The organism is Caballeronia zhejiangensis, from assembly GCF_022879815.1.
Classification (GTDB): domain Bacteria; phylum Pseudomonadota; class Gammaproteobacteria; order Burkholderiales; family Burkholderiaceae; genus Caballeronia; species Caballeronia zhejiangensis.
Map to the genome: position 1 here is coordinate 2,101,082 of NZ_CP084283.1, position 15,650 is coordinate 2,116,731.

Annotated in this window: 15 protein-coding genes; 1 reads left to right on the top strand and 14 read right to left on the bottom strand. The window is 63.3% G+C overall.

All coding sequences use genetic code 11. The features are described 5' to 3' along the window. Complete coding sequence (mltB, locus tag LDZ23_RS10120; protein ID WP_008342366.1) at positions 1-1,173, top strand: lytic murein transglycosylase B; 1,173 nt, start codon at positions 1-3, stop codon at positions 1,171-1,173. Between the two features lie 73 nt (positions 1,174-1,246). Here the strand turns inward: mltB and cysM are convergent, their stop codons facing one another. The 14 genes from cysM to serC all read right to left on the bottom strand — a co-directional run bounded on the left by cysM (position 1,247) and on the right by serC (position 15,526). After that, complete coding sequence (gene cysM, locus LDZ23_RS10125; RefSeq protein WP_034472705.1) at positions 1,247-2,149, bottom strand: cysteine synthase CysM; 903 nt, start codon at positions 2,147-2,149, stop codon at positions 1,247-1,249. Positions 2,150-2,405: 256 nt separating this feature from the next. Beyond that, a complete protein-coding gene (locus tag LDZ23_RS10130) occupies positions 2,406-2,780 on the bottom strand; it encodes a ComEA family DNA-binding protein (protein WP_008342369.1) in 375 nt (124 codons plus the stop codon). A gap of 75 nt (positions 2,781-2,855) precedes the next feature. Beyond that, complete coding sequence (rfaD, locus tag LDZ23_RS10135; protein WP_244807479.1) at positions 2,856-3,848, bottom strand: ADP-glyceromanno-heptose 6-epimerase; 993 nt, start codon at positions 3,846-3,848, stop codon at positions 2,856-2,858. A gap of 19 nt (positions 3,849-3,867) precedes the next feature. Then, positions 3,868-4,842: a D-glycero-beta-D-manno-heptose-7-phosphate kinase gene (gene rfaE1, locus LDZ23_RS10140; protein ID WP_008342371.1), complete on the bottom strand. Its 975-nt coding sequence runs from the start codon at positions 4,840-4,842 to the stop codon at positions 3,868-3,870. Then, positions 4,808-6,211: a UDP-glucose dehydrogenase family protein gene (locus LDZ23_RS10145; RefSeq protein ID WP_034472707.1), complete on the bottom strand. Its 1,404-nt coding sequence runs from the start codon at positions 6,209-6,211 to the stop codon at positions 4,808-4,810. Before LDZ23_RS10145 ends, rfaE1 begins: the two co-directional genes overlap by 35 nt. Positions 6,212-6,293: 82 nt before the next feature. After that, the gene (lapB, locus tag LDZ23_RS10150; protein WP_008342373.1) at positions 6,294-7,469 is read right to left on the bottom strand and encodes a lipopolysaccharide assembly protein LapB; all 1,176 of its coding nucleotides are present in this window, start codon (positions 7,467-7,469) and stop codon (positions 6,294-6,296) included. A gap of 38 nt (positions 7,470-7,507) precedes the next feature. Continuing rightward, positions 7,508-7,801, bottom strand: coding sequence for a LapA family protein (locus LDZ23_RS10155; RefSeq protein ID WP_008342374.1), 294 nt, complete (start codon positions 7,799-7,801; stop codon positions 7,508-7,510). 295 nt (positions 7,802-8,096) lie between these two features. Beyond that, the gene (locus tag LDZ23_RS10160) at positions 8,097-8,426 is read right to left on the bottom strand and encodes an integration host factor subunit beta (protein WP_008342376.1); all 330 of its coding nucleotides are present in this window, start codon (positions 8,424-8,426) and stop codon (positions 8,097-8,099) included. Between the two features lie 23 nt (positions 8,427-8,449). Beyond that, entirely contained in the window at positions 8,450-10,180 is a 1,731-nt protein-coding gene (gene rpsA, locus LDZ23_RS10165) for a 30S ribosomal protein S1 (protein ID WP_174447740.1), read from the bottom strand. 111 nt (positions 10,181-10,291) lie between these two features. Next, a complete protein-coding gene (gene cmk / locus LDZ23_RS10170) occupies positions 10,292-10,978 on the bottom strand; it encodes a (d)CMP kinase (RefSeq protein ID WP_008342380.1) in 687 nt (228 codons plus the stop codon). Positions 10,979-11,053: 75 nt separating this feature from the next. Then, complete coding sequence (gene aroA, locus LDZ23_RS10175; RefSeq protein ID WP_008342383.1) at positions 11,054-12,358, bottom strand: 3-phosphoshikimate 1-carboxyvinyltransferase; 1,305 nt, start codon at positions 12,356-12,358, stop codon at positions 11,054-11,056. Between the two features lie 21 nt (positions 12,359-12,379). Continuing rightward, positions 12,380-13,300, bottom strand: coding sequence for a prephenate dehydrogenase (locus tag LDZ23_RS10180; RefSeq protein WP_008342384.1), 921 nt, complete (start codon positions 13,298-13,300; stop codon positions 12,380-12,382). A 34-nt stretch (positions 13,301-13,334) separates the two neighbouring features. Then, on the bottom strand, positions 13,335-14,417 hold the full coding sequence (gene pheA / locus LDZ23_RS10185; RefSeq protein WP_008342386.1) for a prephenate dehydratase: 1,083 nt from the start codon (positions 14,415-14,417) through the stop codon (positions 13,335-13,337). Positions 14,418-14,443: 26 nt separating this feature from the next. Beyond that, positions 14,444-15,526, bottom strand: coding sequence for a 3-phosphoserine/phosphohydroxythreonine transaminase (gene serC / locus LDZ23_RS10190; RefSeq protein WP_008342388.1), 1,083 nt, complete (start codon positions 15,524-15,526; stop codon positions 14,444-14,446). Between the last annotated feature and the right edge of the window lie 124 nt (positions 15,527-15,650).

The window sequence follows — 15,650 nt, forward strand, 5'->3', positions numbered from 1 at the left end:
ATGACTTTCCAGTTTGCTCCGTTCGTCTTCACGGCTTCATCCAGGCCGGCAAAGCGCGCACTCGTTGCTTCCCTCGTCTGCGCGCTCGGCTTTCTCTCCGGGAACAGTGCCTTTGCGCAGTCGCAGCAGCCGCAGGCCGCGACGCCGCAAGGGCAGGTGTTCGAAGAAGAGATCGTGCCGCAGCGCTACGCGAACAATCCGAATGTCGATGCGTTCATCAATGACATGGTCGCGCGCTACGACTTCGATTCGTCTGCGCTGCACGACCTGTTCGCGCGCGTGAGCTATTCGGCGACCGCGGCGAAACTGGTGTTGCCTTCGCCCACGCCGCAGGCCAAGAACTGGCGCGCGTACCAGGGGCGTTTCATCGAGCCGGTTCGCATCAACGCGGGCGTGAAGTTCTGGCGCGCGAATCAGGCGACGCTGCAGCGCGCGTCCGAGCAATTCGGCGTGCCGCCGGAGGTAATCGTCGGAATCATCGGCGTGGAGACGATCTACGGGAAGTACATGGGCAACTTCCGCGCGCTCGACGCGCTGACCACGCTCACCTTCGATTACCCGAACACGCCGAACCGCGTCGAGCGCATGGCGACGTTCCGCAAGAATCTCGAAGACCTGCTCGTGTGGACGCGCGATTCGCAGATCGATCCGACGACCGTCCTCGGTTCATACACGGGCGCGATCGGGATTCCGCAGTTCCTGCCGAGCAGCATCGTGCAATACGCGGTCGATTACGACGGCAACAGCCGCATCGATCTGCGCACGAGCCCGGCAGACGCCATCGGCAGTGTGGCGAACTATCTGAAGCAGAACGGCTGGGAACCGGGCCGGCCGGTCGTGTGGCGCATCGCCGGCGATGTCGGCAGTCAGGGCATCGCGCAGGCCGCCGCCGATGGCGCGCCGGAACCGAAATGGTCGCTCGCGCAACTGACGAAGGCCGGCATGCTGCTCAACGAGCCGGGCTTGAATATCGACGCAGAAGCGCCGACGCCGCTCACCGTCGTCGATTTGCCCACGCCCGGCCGCGCGACCGAATACACGCTCGGGCTGAAGAACTTCTACGTGCTGACGCGTTACAACCGCAGCTTCTTCTACGCGCTCGCGGTGTATCAGCTTGGCGAAGCGGTCAAGGCGCGCATGGTCGCGGGCGACACGGGCGCGAATTCGCAGTGACGTTTGTCCGCTACAGACGTAAAAAACCCCGGCTCGCCGGGGTTCTCTCATTGCGCGATCAGGATGCGCGGCATCATGCCGGGAACACGCCCGTCGAAAGATAACGATCGCCGCGATCGCAGACGATGAACACGATCGTCGCGTTCTCCACCTGGCGCGCAATGCGCAGCGCCACTTCGCACGCGCCGCCCGACGAAATGCCCGCGAAAATGCCTTCGACCGATGCGAGGCGTCGCGCCATCGCTTCGGAGGCCGCCTGACTTACGTTCTCCACGCGATCCACGCGGCTGCGATCGAAAATCTTCGGCAGATAGGCTTCCGGCCACTTGCGGATGCCCGGAATGCGCGAGCCTTCTTCCGGCTGAGCGCCGATGATCTCGATCTTTTCGTTCTGCTCCTTCAGATACTTCGACACGCCCATGATCGTGCCGGTCGTGCCCATCGACGAGACGAAGTGCGTAAGGCGGCCTTCGGTCTGACGCCACAGCTCCGGGCCCGTGCCTTCGTAATGCGCGAGCGGATTGTCCGGGTTCGCGAACTGATCGAGAATGATGCCTTTGCCGTCACGCTGCATCTGGTCGGCGAGATCGCGTGCGTATTCCATGCCGCCCGTCACCGGCGTCAGCACGATTTCGGCGCCATACGCGGCCATGCTCTGGCGGCGCTCGATCGACAGATCTTCCGGCATCAGCAGCACCATCTTGTAGCCGCGCATCGCGGCGGCCATCGCGAGCGCGATGCCGGTGTTGCCGCTCGTTGCTTCGATGAGCGTGTCGCCCGGCTTGATGCGGCCGCGCTCTTCAGCTTTCCTGATCATCGACAGCGCCGGCCGGTCCTTCACCGATCCCGCCGGATTGTTGCCTTCGAGCTTGCCCAGCACGACGTTGTTGCGGCTGCGAATTTCATCGTCCACGATGCGGACGAGTTGCACGAGCGGCGTGTTGCCGATCGTGTCTTCGATAGTCATGTAAGCCATATGCGGAGCCGATTCGGATTCCCGCGGACGACACTGCCTTTCCGCGCGGATTTTGATATAGGGATTCGTCGATTGTAGCCCACCGGTTCCGCCGATGCCGGCGCATCCCTGATGCACGGATGGAATGCCGCTCGCGCGCGCCGTCCACGCATGCAAAAAGCCCCGCGGGGAGGCCGTCCGCGGGGAGCCCAAGACATCCGAAGGCTGAAGGAGATCGATGGCGCGCCGCGCACCAGGGCGCGCCTCCGGGCCGTGCTTATTTCTTCACAATGACCGGTTTAGCTGATGCGGACGCCGAAACCGGCGTCGCGACAGCCGAGTTCGCGCCGCCAGGCGGTGCGGCGACGGCCGCGGTCTTCGTCGTTGCGCCGATTGTCAGTCCTTCCGCTTCCAGACGCTGGACGGTCTTGCCGCCCATGCCTTTGACGCGCGTGCCGAGATCGCTCGCGTCCTTGAACGGACCGTGCGCCTGACGTTCATCGAGAATGGCTTTCGCCTTCGCCGGACCGATGCCCTTGATGCCGCGCAGCGCGTCGGAGTTGGCGGTATTGACGTCGACGGCCGCGAACGCGCTACCGATGGAAAAGATGAGCGCGAACGCAGCGATCGACGAGAGTGCTTGCTTGAACATGACTGAGTCTCCGTGAAGAACCGGCCGGCACCAGCGCCAACCGTGAGACCCAGTTTAGAGAGGCTCGAAGCGCGTTTATAGCGGGCCGAATAGCCAACGCACGTAGCGATCGACACCTTCCTGAACCGTAAGGAACGAGGCGTCGTAACCGGCTGCGCGCAGCTTCGACTGGTCCGCCTGCGTGAAGCATTGGTACTTGCCGCGCAGCGCGTCGGGGAACGGCACGTACTCGATCAGACCGCGCTGCACGAGTTCGGCGAGCGAGAGCGCCGCTTCGCCGTTCAACGCGCGCAGCGAGTTCACGACCGTCGACGCGATGTCGTTGAACGGCTGCGCGCGCCCGGTGCCGAGATTGAAAATGCCCGACTTCTCCGGATGATCGAAGAAGAACAGATTCACCTTCACGACGTCTTCGACCGAGATGAAGTCGCGCGTCTGCTCGCCGGCCGCATAGCCGTTGTACTCGCCGAAGAGCTTGACCTTGCCTTCCGAGCGGAACTGATTGAAGTTGTGGAACGCGACCGACGCCATGCGTCCCTTGTGCGTTTCGCGCGGGCCGTACACGTTGAAATAGCGAAAGCCGGCGATCTGGCTTTCCGCCTTCGGCAGCACCTGCCGCACGATCTGATCGAAGAGGAACTTCGAATAACCGTACACGTTGAGCGGCTTCTCGACTTCGCGCTCTTCGACGAAACGGCTCGATCCGCCGTATGTCGCCGCCGACGATGCATACAGGAACTGCGCGCCCTGCGCGAGGCACGCGTCCATCACGTCGCGGCTGTAGCGGAAGTTGTTGTCCATCATGTAGCGGCCGTCGGTTTCCATCGTGTCCGAACAGGCGCCTTCGTGGAACACCGCGCGCACGCGGCCGAAATCGCCGCGCTTGAAGCGCTCGACGAACTCGGTCTTGTCGAGGTAATCGTCGATTTCGCAATCGACGAGATTCTTGAACTTGTCGGCGCGCGTGAGGTTGTCGACCGCGATCACGCGATTCTCGCCACGCTCGTTGAGCGCCTTGACGATATTGCTGCCGATGAAGCCGGCTGCACCGGTAACGATGATGGTCATGGCGTTATTTCAGATAAGGTCAGGCGAAGAGTTCGTTGTAGTCGACGGTCGCCGTACCGAGCTTGCCCACGACGATGCCCGCCGCGCGGTTCGCATAGACGATCGAGTCGACGAGCGGCACACCCGCGCCCAGCATGGTCGCGACCGTTGCGATGACGGTGTCGCCGGCGCCCGAGACATCATACACTTCGCGCGCTTCGGCCGATGTGTGCAGCACCTGGTCCTCGGTGAAGAGCGTCATGCCCTCTTCCGAGCGCGTGAGGAGCAGCGCTGAAAGATCGAGCTCCGCACGCAGTTTCCTCACGCGCTCGTGCAGATCTTCTTCCGATTTCCACTGGCCGATGACTTCGCGCAACTCCGCGCGATTCGGCGTGATGAGCGTCGCGCCGCGATAACGGTCCCAGTCGTCGCCCTTCGGATCGACGAGCACGGGCTTTCCGGCGCGTTTCGCGTCGGCGATCATCTGCGTGACGTGCGTGAGGCCGCCCTTCGCGTAATCGGACATGAGGATCACGTCGTGCTGCGGCAGGATCTCGGTGAACCGTTCGAGACACGCGCGCAGCACTTCATGATTCGGCGTGTTCTCGAAATCGACGCGCAGCAACTGCTGCTGACGCGACAGCACGCGCAGCTTGATGGTCGTGAGCAGTTCGGGATCGCGCTCGAGATGCGCCGCGACCTTGCTTTCGCCGAGCAACTCGACGATGCGCTCGCCCGGCTCGTCATGTCCCACTACGCAAAGCAGGCCGGCCTGCGCGCCGAGCGCCGCCGCGTTGCGCGCGACGTTCGCCGCGCCGCCGAGGCGGTCTTCCTTCTTCTGCACGTGCACGACCGGCACGGGCGCTTCGGGCGAGATGCGGTTGACGTCCCCGAACCAGTAGCGGTCGAGCATCACGTCGCCGACCACGAGCACGCGCGCCGCCGAAACGCGCGCAAGCGGGACGACGGGAATATCGGCGTTAGTTGTGGCTGCCGTTGCGGTCGAGTTCGACATGGGGACGTCCTATTGCAAAGTAGTCGATGCCCATTTCGGCCATCGCTTCCGGTTCATACAGATTGCGGCCGTCGAAGATCACCGGCGTCTTCAACGCGCTCTTCAAGTGCCAGAAATCCGGGCTCTTGAATTCCTTCCATTCGGTCACGATGACGAGCGCGTCCGCGTCCGTCAGCGCATCCTGTTGCGTGTTCACGAGATGCAGGCGCTGGAAGTCGTCGGGGCGATCCGCGAGATCGAGCGCGAACACGCGCTCTGCCTCGTCGCGCGCGACGGGATCGTAGCCGCGCACCGTGGCGCCGCGCTGCAGCAGCGCCTCGATGATGCGCCGGCTCGACGCCTCGCGCATGTCGTCGGTATTGGGCTTGAATGCGAGGCCCCACACGGCGAACGTGCGCCCGCGCAGATCCTCGCCCATGCGCTTCACGATCTTGTTGACGAGCACTTCCTTCTGATCGTTATTGACCGCTTCGACCGCCTCGAGCACGCGCAGCGTGTGGCCGTTTTCGCGCGCGGTTTGCGCGAGCGCCTGCACGTCCTTCGGGAAGCACGAGCCGCCATAGCCGCAGCCCGCATACAGGAAGTGATAGCCGATGCGCGGATCCGAGCCCATGCCCCGCCGCACCGATTCGATGTCGGCGCCGACGGTATCCGCGAGATTCGACAGATCGTTCATGAACGAGATGCGCGTCGCGAGCATCGCGTTAGCGGCGTACTTCGTGAACTCGGCCGAACGCACGTCCATGTACAGCGTGCGCTCGTGATTGCGGTTGAACGGCGTGTAGAGGCGCTTCATCTTCTCGCGCGCGAGGTTGCCCGCGCGGTCGTCGTCGATGCCGATCACGATGCGATCCGGGCGCATGAAGTCGTCCACAGCCGCGCCTTCCTTCAGGAACTCAGGATTCGACACGACCGAGAAGCCGTGCTTCTCCGACTCGCCGAGCCCGCGCGCCCGCAACTCTTCCTCGACGACGCGCTTCACTTGCAGCGCCGTGCCGACCGGCACCGTCGATTTATCGACGATCACCTTGAAGCCGTTCGAATACTTGCCGATATTGCGCGCGGCGGCGAGCACGTATTGCAGATCGGCTGAGCCGTCTTCGTCGGGCGGCGTGCCGACCGCGATGAATTGAATGTCGCCGTGCTCGACGCTCGCCTTCACGTCGGTGGAAAACTGGATGCGGCCTGCCGCGCGCGTGCGCCTCAGCATTTCCTGAAGGCCCGGCTCGTGGATCGGCACGCCGCCATTGTTGAGAATTTCGATCTTGCGCGGATCGACGTCCACGCAAAACACGTCATTGCCGATTTCGGCAAGGCACGCGCCGGTTACGAGACCGACGTAACCCGTGCCGACGATGGTCACTTTCATACGCTTTCCGGTTGTTCCTGAAATGCCGGTGGCAGAAGCGGCGCATTCGCGCGCCGCCCGATGTCATGCTCGCCGCGCTGGCTCAGGCCGAGCTCGTGATCGGCTCGACGCGACGCGGCGCGTACGTCTCCCAGCCGCTGCAGCCGGGGCATTGCCAATAGAATAGACGCGCACGGAACCCGCAAGTTTGACACGTATAACGCGGCAGATTCTTAGTGCGCTGTTTCACCAGATTACGCATCAGTTCGAGCTCGCCGCGGCGCGGCTCGTCGGCCGTCGCCTCCTGCGCCTCGAGCAGACGCGTCATGCCCGCGAGATTCGGCGCGCTTTGCATCTGCTTGCGTGCCAGCTCGTGCGCGGCTTCGAGACCGCGCAACTCTTGAACGTGCTTGTAGGCGACATCGAGCAGATCGTTCGACGGATAGCGCGTCGCGTAATCGATCAGCAGATCGACGCCCTCTTCCTTGCGCCCGAGCGCGGCGTACGCCTTCATCAGCTTCTCGGCGACGAGCGGCAGATACGCCTCGTTCTGCTCCTCGACGCGCTTCCAGTGCGCGATCGCCACATCGACGTTGCCGGCGGCCGCTTCGACATCGCCTGCCAGGATGGTCGCGCGCACGTTGTCCGGGTTCGATGCCAGCGCGAGCTTCAGTTCGGCGCGCGCACCATCTGGATTCTTGCGCTGAAGCGCTTCCTGCGCGAGCTCGCAGTGGAAATGCGCGATTTCCATATGCAGCGAGGGCGCGCCCATCTTTTCGATCTGCTCGGCCGTCGCGATCGATTTCGGCCAGTCCTTTTCGATCTCGTAGATGGTCAGCAGCGCGCGCTGCGCGCCGAGCGAATATTCGCCGGCGTTGAGCGACTTGAACGTTTCCTCGGCGCGATCGAGCAGGCCCGCCTTCAGGAAATCCTGTCCGAGTTCGTAGAGCGCGTGATCGCGTTCCGCGACCGGCAAATCGGCGCGGCTCAACAGATTCTGATGCACGCGAATCGCGCGATCGGTCTCTCCGCGACGGCGAAACAGATTGCCGAGCGCGAAATGCAGTTCGATCGTTTCGGGATCGAGCTTGGCGACTTCGATGAACGCATCGATCGCCTTGTCGTGTTGCTCGTTGAGCAGAAAATTGAGGCCGCGAAAATACGAGCGCGGCAGATTCGCATTTTCGGACAACAGCGCTTTCAAGTCATAGCGGGACGCCATCCACCCCAGCGCGAAAGCGACGGGGATGACAAGCAGCCACCAGAAGTCTAGATCCATGCGATTAGTCGTTGAGTGTCAGATGTCTGCGCGAAAGGTCAGATGAGCGGCGGCATCGGCGGTTCTTCCTTCACCACCGGCGTCTCGCGAGCGACGCGCAGCTCGCGCTTCAGACGCCCGTTCTCCATGCGCAGACGCACCCTGGCCGGCACAGCCGACACGAGCCCCGCGAGCAATCCCACCACGAAAAACGCGAGGCCGATCAGAATAAGCGGCGCCTGCCACGCGTAGCCCGCGAGAAAGTTCAGCGTCGCGGGCTGGGTATTGGCGAGCGCCAGCACCAGCAACAGCACGAATACCAGAACGCGGATCAGCCAGACGATGAATTTCATGTAGGGTCTCGCAAGAGCGGTTGCACCAGACGGCCCTTCCGTTTCGGCCGGGCCTGCGCGGTTGAACACCCAGGTCAAAGTGACCGGTATTGTAATTGATGCTCCCGGGCGCCGGCAGTCGCCCGCTCGACGCATGAATTTTTAGCAAACAACGCACCCGTCGCGCTGGATCGCTGCTATCGAAACGCCGCGCATAAAAAAAGCACCCCGAAGGGTGCTTTTCTGGTCGATTGCCTCGCAGGCCGACGCCGCGAACCGAAAATCCTGAAGGATCATCAGTCAGGATGCGTGCCGATCAGAGATCGTCGGCATCGTCGTCATTCGAAGCTTTCAGCGGCTCGCCCGCGCGGCCGTCGACGCGTTCGCGCAATTCCTTGCCCGGCTTGAAGTGCGGCACGAATTTCTCCGGCACCAGCACCTTTTCACCCGACTTGGGATTGCGCCCGACGCGCGACGGACGACGATTGAGCCCGAAGCTGCCGAAGCCGCGAATCTCGATGCGATGACCGTTGGCCAGAGCCTCCGACATCGCATCCAGCATCGTCTTCACCGCGAAATCCGCATCCTTGAGGACAAGTTGCGGAAATCGCGACGCCAACTGGGCGACCAATTCCGATTTGGTCATTCTGCAGCTGTGCCGTTAAGGGCTTAGCTGTTCTGGCCGTCGAGCTTGGCCTTGAGCAGCGCGCCGAGGTTGGTCGTGCCGGTCGCGGCGGCGTTCGAGTCGCCCTGCAGGCTGCGCATGGCTTCCTGCTGTTCGGCCGAATCCTTCGCCTTGATCGACAGGTTGATGCCACGCGACTTGCGATCGATGTTGATGATCATCGCGTTGACCTTCTCGCCTTCCTTCAGCACGTTGCGCGCATCTTCCACGCGGTCTTGCGCGATTTCCGAAGCACGCAGGTAGCCTTCGACTTCGCCGGACAGCGTGATGACCGCACCCTTCGGATCGACCGACTTCACAACGCCGTCGACGATAGCGCCCTTGTCGTTGATCGCCACGAAGTTGCTGAACGGATCGCCTTCGAGCTGCTTGATGCCGAGCGAGATGCGTTCCTTGTCGACGTCGATGCCCAGAACCACGGCTTCGACTTCGTCGCCCTTCTTGTACTTGCGGACGGCTTCTTCGCCGGTTTCCGACCACGACAGATCCGACAGGTGAACCAGACCGTCGATGCCGCCAGGCAGACCGATGAACACGCCGAAGTCGGTGATCGACTTGATGGCGCCGCTGATCTTGTCGCCCTTCTTGAAGTTGCGGCTGAAGTCATCCCACGGATTCGGCTTGCACTGCTTCATGCCGAGGGAGATACGGCGGCGGTCTTCGTCGATTTCGAGAACCATGACTTCGACTTCGTCGCCCAGTTGAACAACCTTCGACGGCGCAACGTTCTTGTTGGTCCAGTCCATTTCCGACACGTGGACGAGGCCTTCGATGCCCGATTCCACTTCGACGAATGCGCCGTAGTCGGTGATGTTCGTGACCTTGCCGAACAGGCGCGTGCCCGACGGGTAACGGCGCGAGATGCCTTCCCACGGATCGTCGCCCAGTTGCTTGATGCCGAGCGAAACGCGGTTCTTCTCTTGGTCGAACTTGAGGATCTTGGCGGTGACTTCCTGGCCAACCGACAGGACTTCCGACGGGTGACGCACGCGGCGCCATGCGATGTCGGTGATGTGCAGCAGGCCGTCGATGCCGCCGAGGTCCACGAACGCGCCGTAGTCGGTGATGTTCTTGACCACGCCTTCGACGATCGCGCCTTCCTTCAGCGTCTCGAGCAGCTTCGCGCGCTCTTCGCCCTGCGTCGCTTCGATGACCGCGCGGCGCGACAGCACCACGTTGTTACGCTTGCGATCGAGCTTGATGACGCGGAATTCGAGCGTCTTGCCTTCGTACGGCGTCGTGTCCTTGACCGGACGCGTGTCGACGAGCGAACCCGGCAGGAACGCGCGGATGCCGTTGACCATCACGGTCATGCCGCCCTTGACCTTGCCGGTGATCGTGCCGGTCACGAGTTCGTTGTTGTCCAGCGCCTTTTCCAGCGACAGCCACGAAGCGAGGCGCTTCGCCTTGTCGCGCGACAGGATGGTGTCGCCATAGCCGTTTTCCAGCGCGTCGATCGCGACGGAAACGAAGTCGCCCGCCTGCACTTCCACTTCACCCGCGTCGTTCAGGAATTCTTCGAGCGGAATATAGGCTTCGGACTTGAGACCAGCGTTGACGACCACGAAGTTGTGGTCGACACGCACGACTTCGGCGGAGATCACTTCGCCGGCGCGCATGTCCTGCTTGGTCAGCGACTCTTCGAACAGAGCCGCAAAGGATTCGGTATTCGGGGTGGAGGTTTGCAGGTCGGACATAAAAATCGATATTTGCACGGCCTTTGCGCGGTGATTCGGAATGAACCGGCGGGCTTTACCCAGATGCGCAACGCCATACGGGGTTAATGGTTTAACACACGCCCTGCCTCCCGGCAGAGCACCTTACTTCTACTGCACTACACGAATCTCGCTGAACCAGCCGATGATCTGCTCGACCGCTTGATCGATCGACAAACCGGAGGTGTCCAGCGTCTTCGCATCCGCCGCAGGCTTGAGCGGCGCGGCGCTCCGGTTCATGTCCCGGGCATCGCGTGCGCGCAAATCTCGCAGCAAGTCATCCATATTAGCAGAAAAACCTTTTTGCATCAATTGCTTATACCGCCGCGCCGCGCGCGCCTCGACGCTTGCAGTCAGGAACACCTTCAGCGTGGCGTCGGGGAAGATGACCGTGCCCATGTCGCGGCCGTCGGCGACGAGGCCGGGGCGCTTGCGAAAAGCCCGCTGGCGCGCGACGAGCGCCTGGCGCACTTCGGGATGCACGGCGATGGCGGAGGCGCGGTTGCCGACTTCTTCCTGCCGGATTTCGCCCGAGACATCGGCGCCATCGAGCTGCGCGCAACCTTCGCGGAACGTGATATGGAGCGCCTCGACCAGTTTTGCAAGGCCGGGGGCGTCGTCCTTGTCCACTTCGTAGCGGATGCTCGCGAGCGCCGCGAGCCGGTAGAGCGCGCCGCTGTCGAGCAGGTGGAAGCCGAGCGTCGCCGCGACGATCGCCGCGACCGTGCCCTTGCCCGACGCCGTCGGCCCGTCGATGGTAATCACTGGTGTTGGGTCGAAAGGACGGGTCGGTTTCATTGAGTCTGGCCGTTCTGGCCCGTTATTACGATCATGGAAGTCGAAGTCATCGCGTTTCACGGTACAGCGCTCCCGTTACGCTTTCACGAGCGTCGAGAAGCGGTCGAAGTAGTCCGGAAAGGTTTTAGCCACACATTTCGGATCGTTGATGCGGACCGGCACGCCGCCGAGGCTCACGAGCGAAAAGCACATCGCCATGCGGTGATCGTCGTAGGTGTCGATCGCGGCGTTCGGCGTCAGTTTCGCCGGCGGCGTGACGACGAGATAATCCGCACCCTCTTCCACGGTCGCGCCGACCTTGCGCAACTCGTTCGCCATCGCGGCGATGCGATCCGTTTCCTTCACGCGCCAGCTCGCGATATTGCGCAGCGTCGTCGTGCCGCTCGCGAAGAGCGCGGCCACGGCGATCGTCATCGCGGCGTCGGGAATCAGGTTGAAATCCATGTCGATGGGCGCGAGCCTGCCATCGTCCGATTCGACGCCGCGCACTTCGATCCAGTCCTCGCCCATCATCACGTTCGCGCCCATGCGGTTCAGCGCGTCCGCGAAGCCGACATCGCCCTGAATGCTCGAACGACCGACGCCCTCCACGCGCACCGGTCCATGCCCGATCGCGCCCGCCGCCAGGAAATACGAGGCCGACGACGCATCGCCTTCCACCATGATCGCGCCCGGCGACTTGTAGCTCACGCCGGCGGGAACGGTGAAGCGCGCCCAGCCGTCGCGCTCGACCGTGACGCCGAAGCGCTCCATCAAACGAATCGTGATTTCGATGTACGGCTTCGAAATGAGTTCGCCTTCGATCTCGATCGTAACGGGACCGTTACGGCCTTCCACGACCGGCAGGCTCATCAGGAGCGCGGTGAGAAACTGGCTCGACACGTCGCCGCGCACGCGGATCGGCTTGTCGATGGCGATCTTCGCGGCGTGGATCCTGAGCGGCGGGAAGCCGTCGTTGAGCTCGTAATCGATCGCAGCGCCGATCTGACGCAGCCCGTCGACGAGATCGCCGATCGGCCGCTCGTGCATGCGCGGCACGCCGTGGACGCGATATTCGCCGCCGTTCACGGCCAGCGCCGCGGTCAGCGGACGCACCGCCGTACCCGCGTTGCCGAGAAACAGCTCCGCCGATTTCGACGGAAACGCGCCGCCCGTCCCGCCGACGATCACGCGCTCGCCGTCCTCGCGCACGGCGACGCCCAGGTTCCGGAGCGCGGCGAGCATCACGCGCGTGTCGTCGGAATCGAGCAGATTCGTGATCGACGTTTCACCGTGCGCAAGCGCCGCGAGCAGCAGCACGCGGTTCGAAATGCTCTTCGAGCCGGGCAGGCGCACGGTGCCGGACGCGCGGGAAAAAGGTCCGAGATCGAGATGTTCCATGTTGTTTCCTTGTTTCGCGGCTTACTTGGCGGCGATGTCGTTCGAAGGCTTGATGCCGCCGCGTTCCTGCCATTCTTTCCGGGCGACGCGCGAACGCGCGAACGCCGCTTCGAGCGCCGCGCCGTCCGAGGCGTCGATCGCCGCGCGAAAACGCGCGAGCACCGCGGTGTAATCGTCGAGCTCGGCGAGCAGCGCGGCGCGGTTCGCGAGACAGATATCGCGCCACATTTCGGGACTCGACGCCGCGATGCGCGTGAAATCGCGAAAGCCGCCCGCGGCGAACGAGAATTTCAGATCGGCATCGGGCGTGTCGAGAATCTGATCGACGAGCGCGAACGAGAGCACGTGCGGCAAATGACTCACCGACGCGAACACGCGATCGTGCTGCGCCTCGCTCATCTGACGCACGCACGCGCCGCTCGCGCGCCACATCGACGCGATGCGTTCGACGCCATCCGCCGCATTTTCCGGCAGCGGACACAGCACCACATTGCGATCGACGTACAGATCGGGCAATGCCGCATCGACGCCGCTCGACTCGCGCCCGGCGATCGGATGGCCCGGCACGAACAGCGCGACGCGCGCACCGAGCGCGCGCTTCGCCGCCGCGACGACATCGGATTTCGTGCTGCCGGCGTCGGTGACGATGGTTCGCGCGTCGAGAAACGGCGCGATGCGCGCGAGCAGCGGCTCGGTCTGCGCGACGGGCGCGGCGAGCAATACCACGTCGGCGCCTTCGAGCGCCTTGACGAGCGCGGCGTCGTCGTTGAGCGCGGCGGCTTCGTCGATCACGCCGAGTTCGATGGCGCGCTCGACCGACGCACGCGACCGACCCACGCCGACGACGCGACCTTCGAGCCCCGCGCGCTCACGCAACGCGCGCGAGAGCGATCCGCCGATCAGGCCGACGCCGAAGATAACCAGTTTATTGAAAGAGAACATCGATGCAGCCTGAAGCTGAAAACGAAGCGGCCGCTCAACGCGCCCGCGGATACGAACCGAGAATCTTCAGGAACGCGGACTTGCGCCCGAGTTCGTCGAGCGCGGCCGCAACCGCGGCATCGTCGCGATGGCCTTCGATGTCGATATAAAAGTAGTACTCCCACGCGCCCGAACGCGCGGGACGCGACTCGAAGCGCGTCATCGAAACGCCGTGTTTCGCGAGCGGCTCGAGCAGCTTGAAGACCGCGCCGGATTCGTTCTTCACCGTGACGATGAGCGACGTCTGATCGTGGCCGCTCGAATCCGTCGGCTGCTTGCCGACGATCACGAATCGCGTGCGATTGTGCGGATCGTCCTGAATCATCGAGAACACGACGCCGAGGCCGTAATGCGTCGCGGCGCGATCGCCGGCGATGGCCGCGACCGTCGGATCTTCGACCGCCATGCGCGCGGCTTCCGCGTTGCTCGACACCGCTTGCCGTTCCAGATGCGGCGCGTTCGCGGACAGCCAGCGCTGGCACTGCGCGAGCGCCTGCGGATGCGCGCATACGCGCTTCACGCCGTCGAGCGTGCCGGACGCGGTCAGCAGATTGTGATGGATCGGCAACGCGAGTTCGCCGCCGATCAAGAGCGACGTCTGCAGCAGCAGATCCAGCGTGCGCGACACCGCCCCTTCCGCCGAATTCTCGACCGGCACGACGCCGTACTGCGCCGCGCCCGCCTCGACGGCGCGGAACACTTCGTCGATCGACGGGCACGGCACGCCCTGAATCGAATGCCCGAAGTATTCGAACATCGCCTGTTCGCTATAGGTGCCGACCGGGCCGAGGAACGCAGCGCTGATCGTCTGTTCGAGCGCGCGGCTCGCGGCCATGATCTCGCGCCAGATCGACGCGATGTGCTCGTCGGCGAGCGGCCCGTCGCTCATTTCCTGCAGGCGCGCGATGACCTGCATCTCGCGCTCCGGACGAAACACGGGCGCATTGAAATGCTTCTTCACTTCGCCGACTTCGAGCGCGACGGAAGCGCGCTGATTCAGCAGCCCGATGAGTTGCGCGTCGAGCGCATCGATGCGCTCACGCAGCGGTTTGAGTCTTGAATTGAGATCGTCGTCCATGCGGTGCTTGATGTTTGAAGCCAGGTTTAAGCGCTTTCGCGCTCGAATTCCTTCATGTAATCGACGAGCGCTTTCACGCCCTCGATCGGCACCGCGTTGTAGATCGATGCCCGCATGCCGCCGACGGACTTGTGGCCCTTCAGTTGCAACAGCCCGCGCGCCTTCGCGCCGGCCAGGAAATCGGTGTTGCGCGATTCGTCGGCGAGGAAGAACGGCACGTTCATGCGCGAACGGTTCGGGCGCTCGACCTTGTTGACGTAGAAATCGCTCGAATCGATGGTGTCGTACAGCAGCTTCGCCTTTTCGACGTTGCGCGCTTCGATCGCCGTGAGGCCGCCCTGCTTCTTCAGCCACTTGAACACGAGACCGGCGATGTAGATCGCATACGTGGGCGGCGTGTTGTACATCGAGTTGTTCTCGGCGACGGTCTTCCACTCGAACGCCGAAGGACAGATGGATAGCGCGCGGTCGAGCAGGTCTTCGCGCACGATCACGACGGTCACGCCCGCCATGCCGATGTTCTTCTGCGCGCCGCCGAAGAGCACGCCGAACTTCGCGATGTCCATCGGGCGCGAGAGGATGTGCGAGGACGCGTCGGCGACGAGCGGGATGTCGCCCAGATCGGGAATCTCGAAGGCTTCGACGCCGTCGATGGTTTCGTTGCTGCACAGATGCACGTAGGCCGGATCGTCCGACAGCTTCCATTCGCTGAAAGCCGGCACGCGCGTGAAGCCTTCTTCGGTCTTGCCGCTCGCCGCGAGATGCGGCGTGCCGTACTTCTGCGCTTCCTTGAACGATTTCGTCGACCATGAACCGGTGACGACGAAGTCGGCGGTTTGCCGCTTGCCAAGCAGATTCATCGGCACGATGGCGTTTTCGCCGATGCCGCCGCCCTGCAGAAACAGAATGCGATGCGACGCCGGCACGTCCAACAGTTCACGCAGATCGGTGAGCGCGGCCTCGTGGATCGACATGAACTCCGCGCCGCGGTGACTCATTTCCATCACGCTCATGCCGCTGCCTTGCCAGTCGAGCATTTCATCGGCTGCCTGCTTCAGGACTTCTTCTGGCATGGCGGCTGGGCCGGCGGAGAAATTGAACACGCGCATCTGGAGGTCCCGGAAATCCGATTCGGCAGGCGCGAATTGCGCGGCGAATGCAGCGAAGACCGCGCAATCACCGTTTTCGCGCCCGAAAAAGAAATGGCTGCTTGCGCTCGCGCGCAAACAGCCA

Coding starts and splice junctions, on each gene's coding strand:
- rfaE1 (WP_008342371.1), bottom strand. CDS start 4,842: ATGTCGAACTCGACCGCAACGGCAGCCACAACTAACGCCGATATTCCC.
- LDZ23_RS10180 (WP_008342384.1), bottom strand. CDS start 13,300: ATGTTCTCTTTCAATAAACTGGTTATCTTCGGCGTCGGCCTGATCGGC.
- cysM (WP_034472705.1), bottom strand. CDS start 2,149: ATGGCTTACATGACTATCGAAGACACGATCGGCAACACGCCGCTCGTG.
- serC (WP_008342388.1), bottom strand. CDS start 15,526: ATGCGCGTGTTCAATTTCTCCGCCGGCCCAGCCGCCATGCCAGAAGAA.
- aroA (WP_008342383.1), bottom strand. CDS start 12,358: ATGGAACATCTCGATCTCGGACCTTTTTCCCGCGCGTCCGGCACCGTG.
- lapB (WP_008342373.1), bottom strand. CDS start 7,469: ATGGATCTAGACTTCTGGTGGCTGCTTGTCATCCCCGTCGCTTTCGCG.
- mltB (WP_008342366.1), top strand. CDS start 1: ATGACTTTCCAGTTTGCTCCGTTCGTCTTCACGGCTTCATCCAGGCCG.
- rfaD (WP_244807479.1), bottom strand. CDS start 3,848: ATGACCATCATCGTTACCGGTGCAGCCGGCTTCATCGGCAGCAATATC.
- pheA (WP_008342386.1), bottom strand. CDS start 14,417: ATGGACGACGATCTCAATTCAAGACTCAAACCGCTGCGTGAGCGCATC.
- LDZ23_RS10155 (WP_008342374.1), bottom strand. CDS start 7,801: ATGAAATTCATCGTCTGGCTGATCCGCGTTCTGGTATTCGTGCTGTTG.
- cmk (WP_008342380.1), bottom strand. CDS start 10,978: ATGAAACCGACCCGTCCTTTCGACCCAACACCAGTGATTACCATCGAC.
- LDZ23_RS10130 (WP_008342369.1), bottom strand. CDS start 2,780: ATGTTCAAGCAAGCACTCTCGTCGATCGCTGCGTTCGCGCTCATCTTT.
- LDZ23_RS10160 (WP_008342376.1), bottom strand. CDS start 8,426: ATGACCAAATCGGAATTGGTCGCCCAGTTGGCGTCGCGATTTCCGCAA.
- LDZ23_RS10145 (WP_034472707.1), bottom strand. CDS start 6,211: ATGAAAGTGACCATCGTCGGCACGGGTTACGTCGGTCTCGTAACCGGC.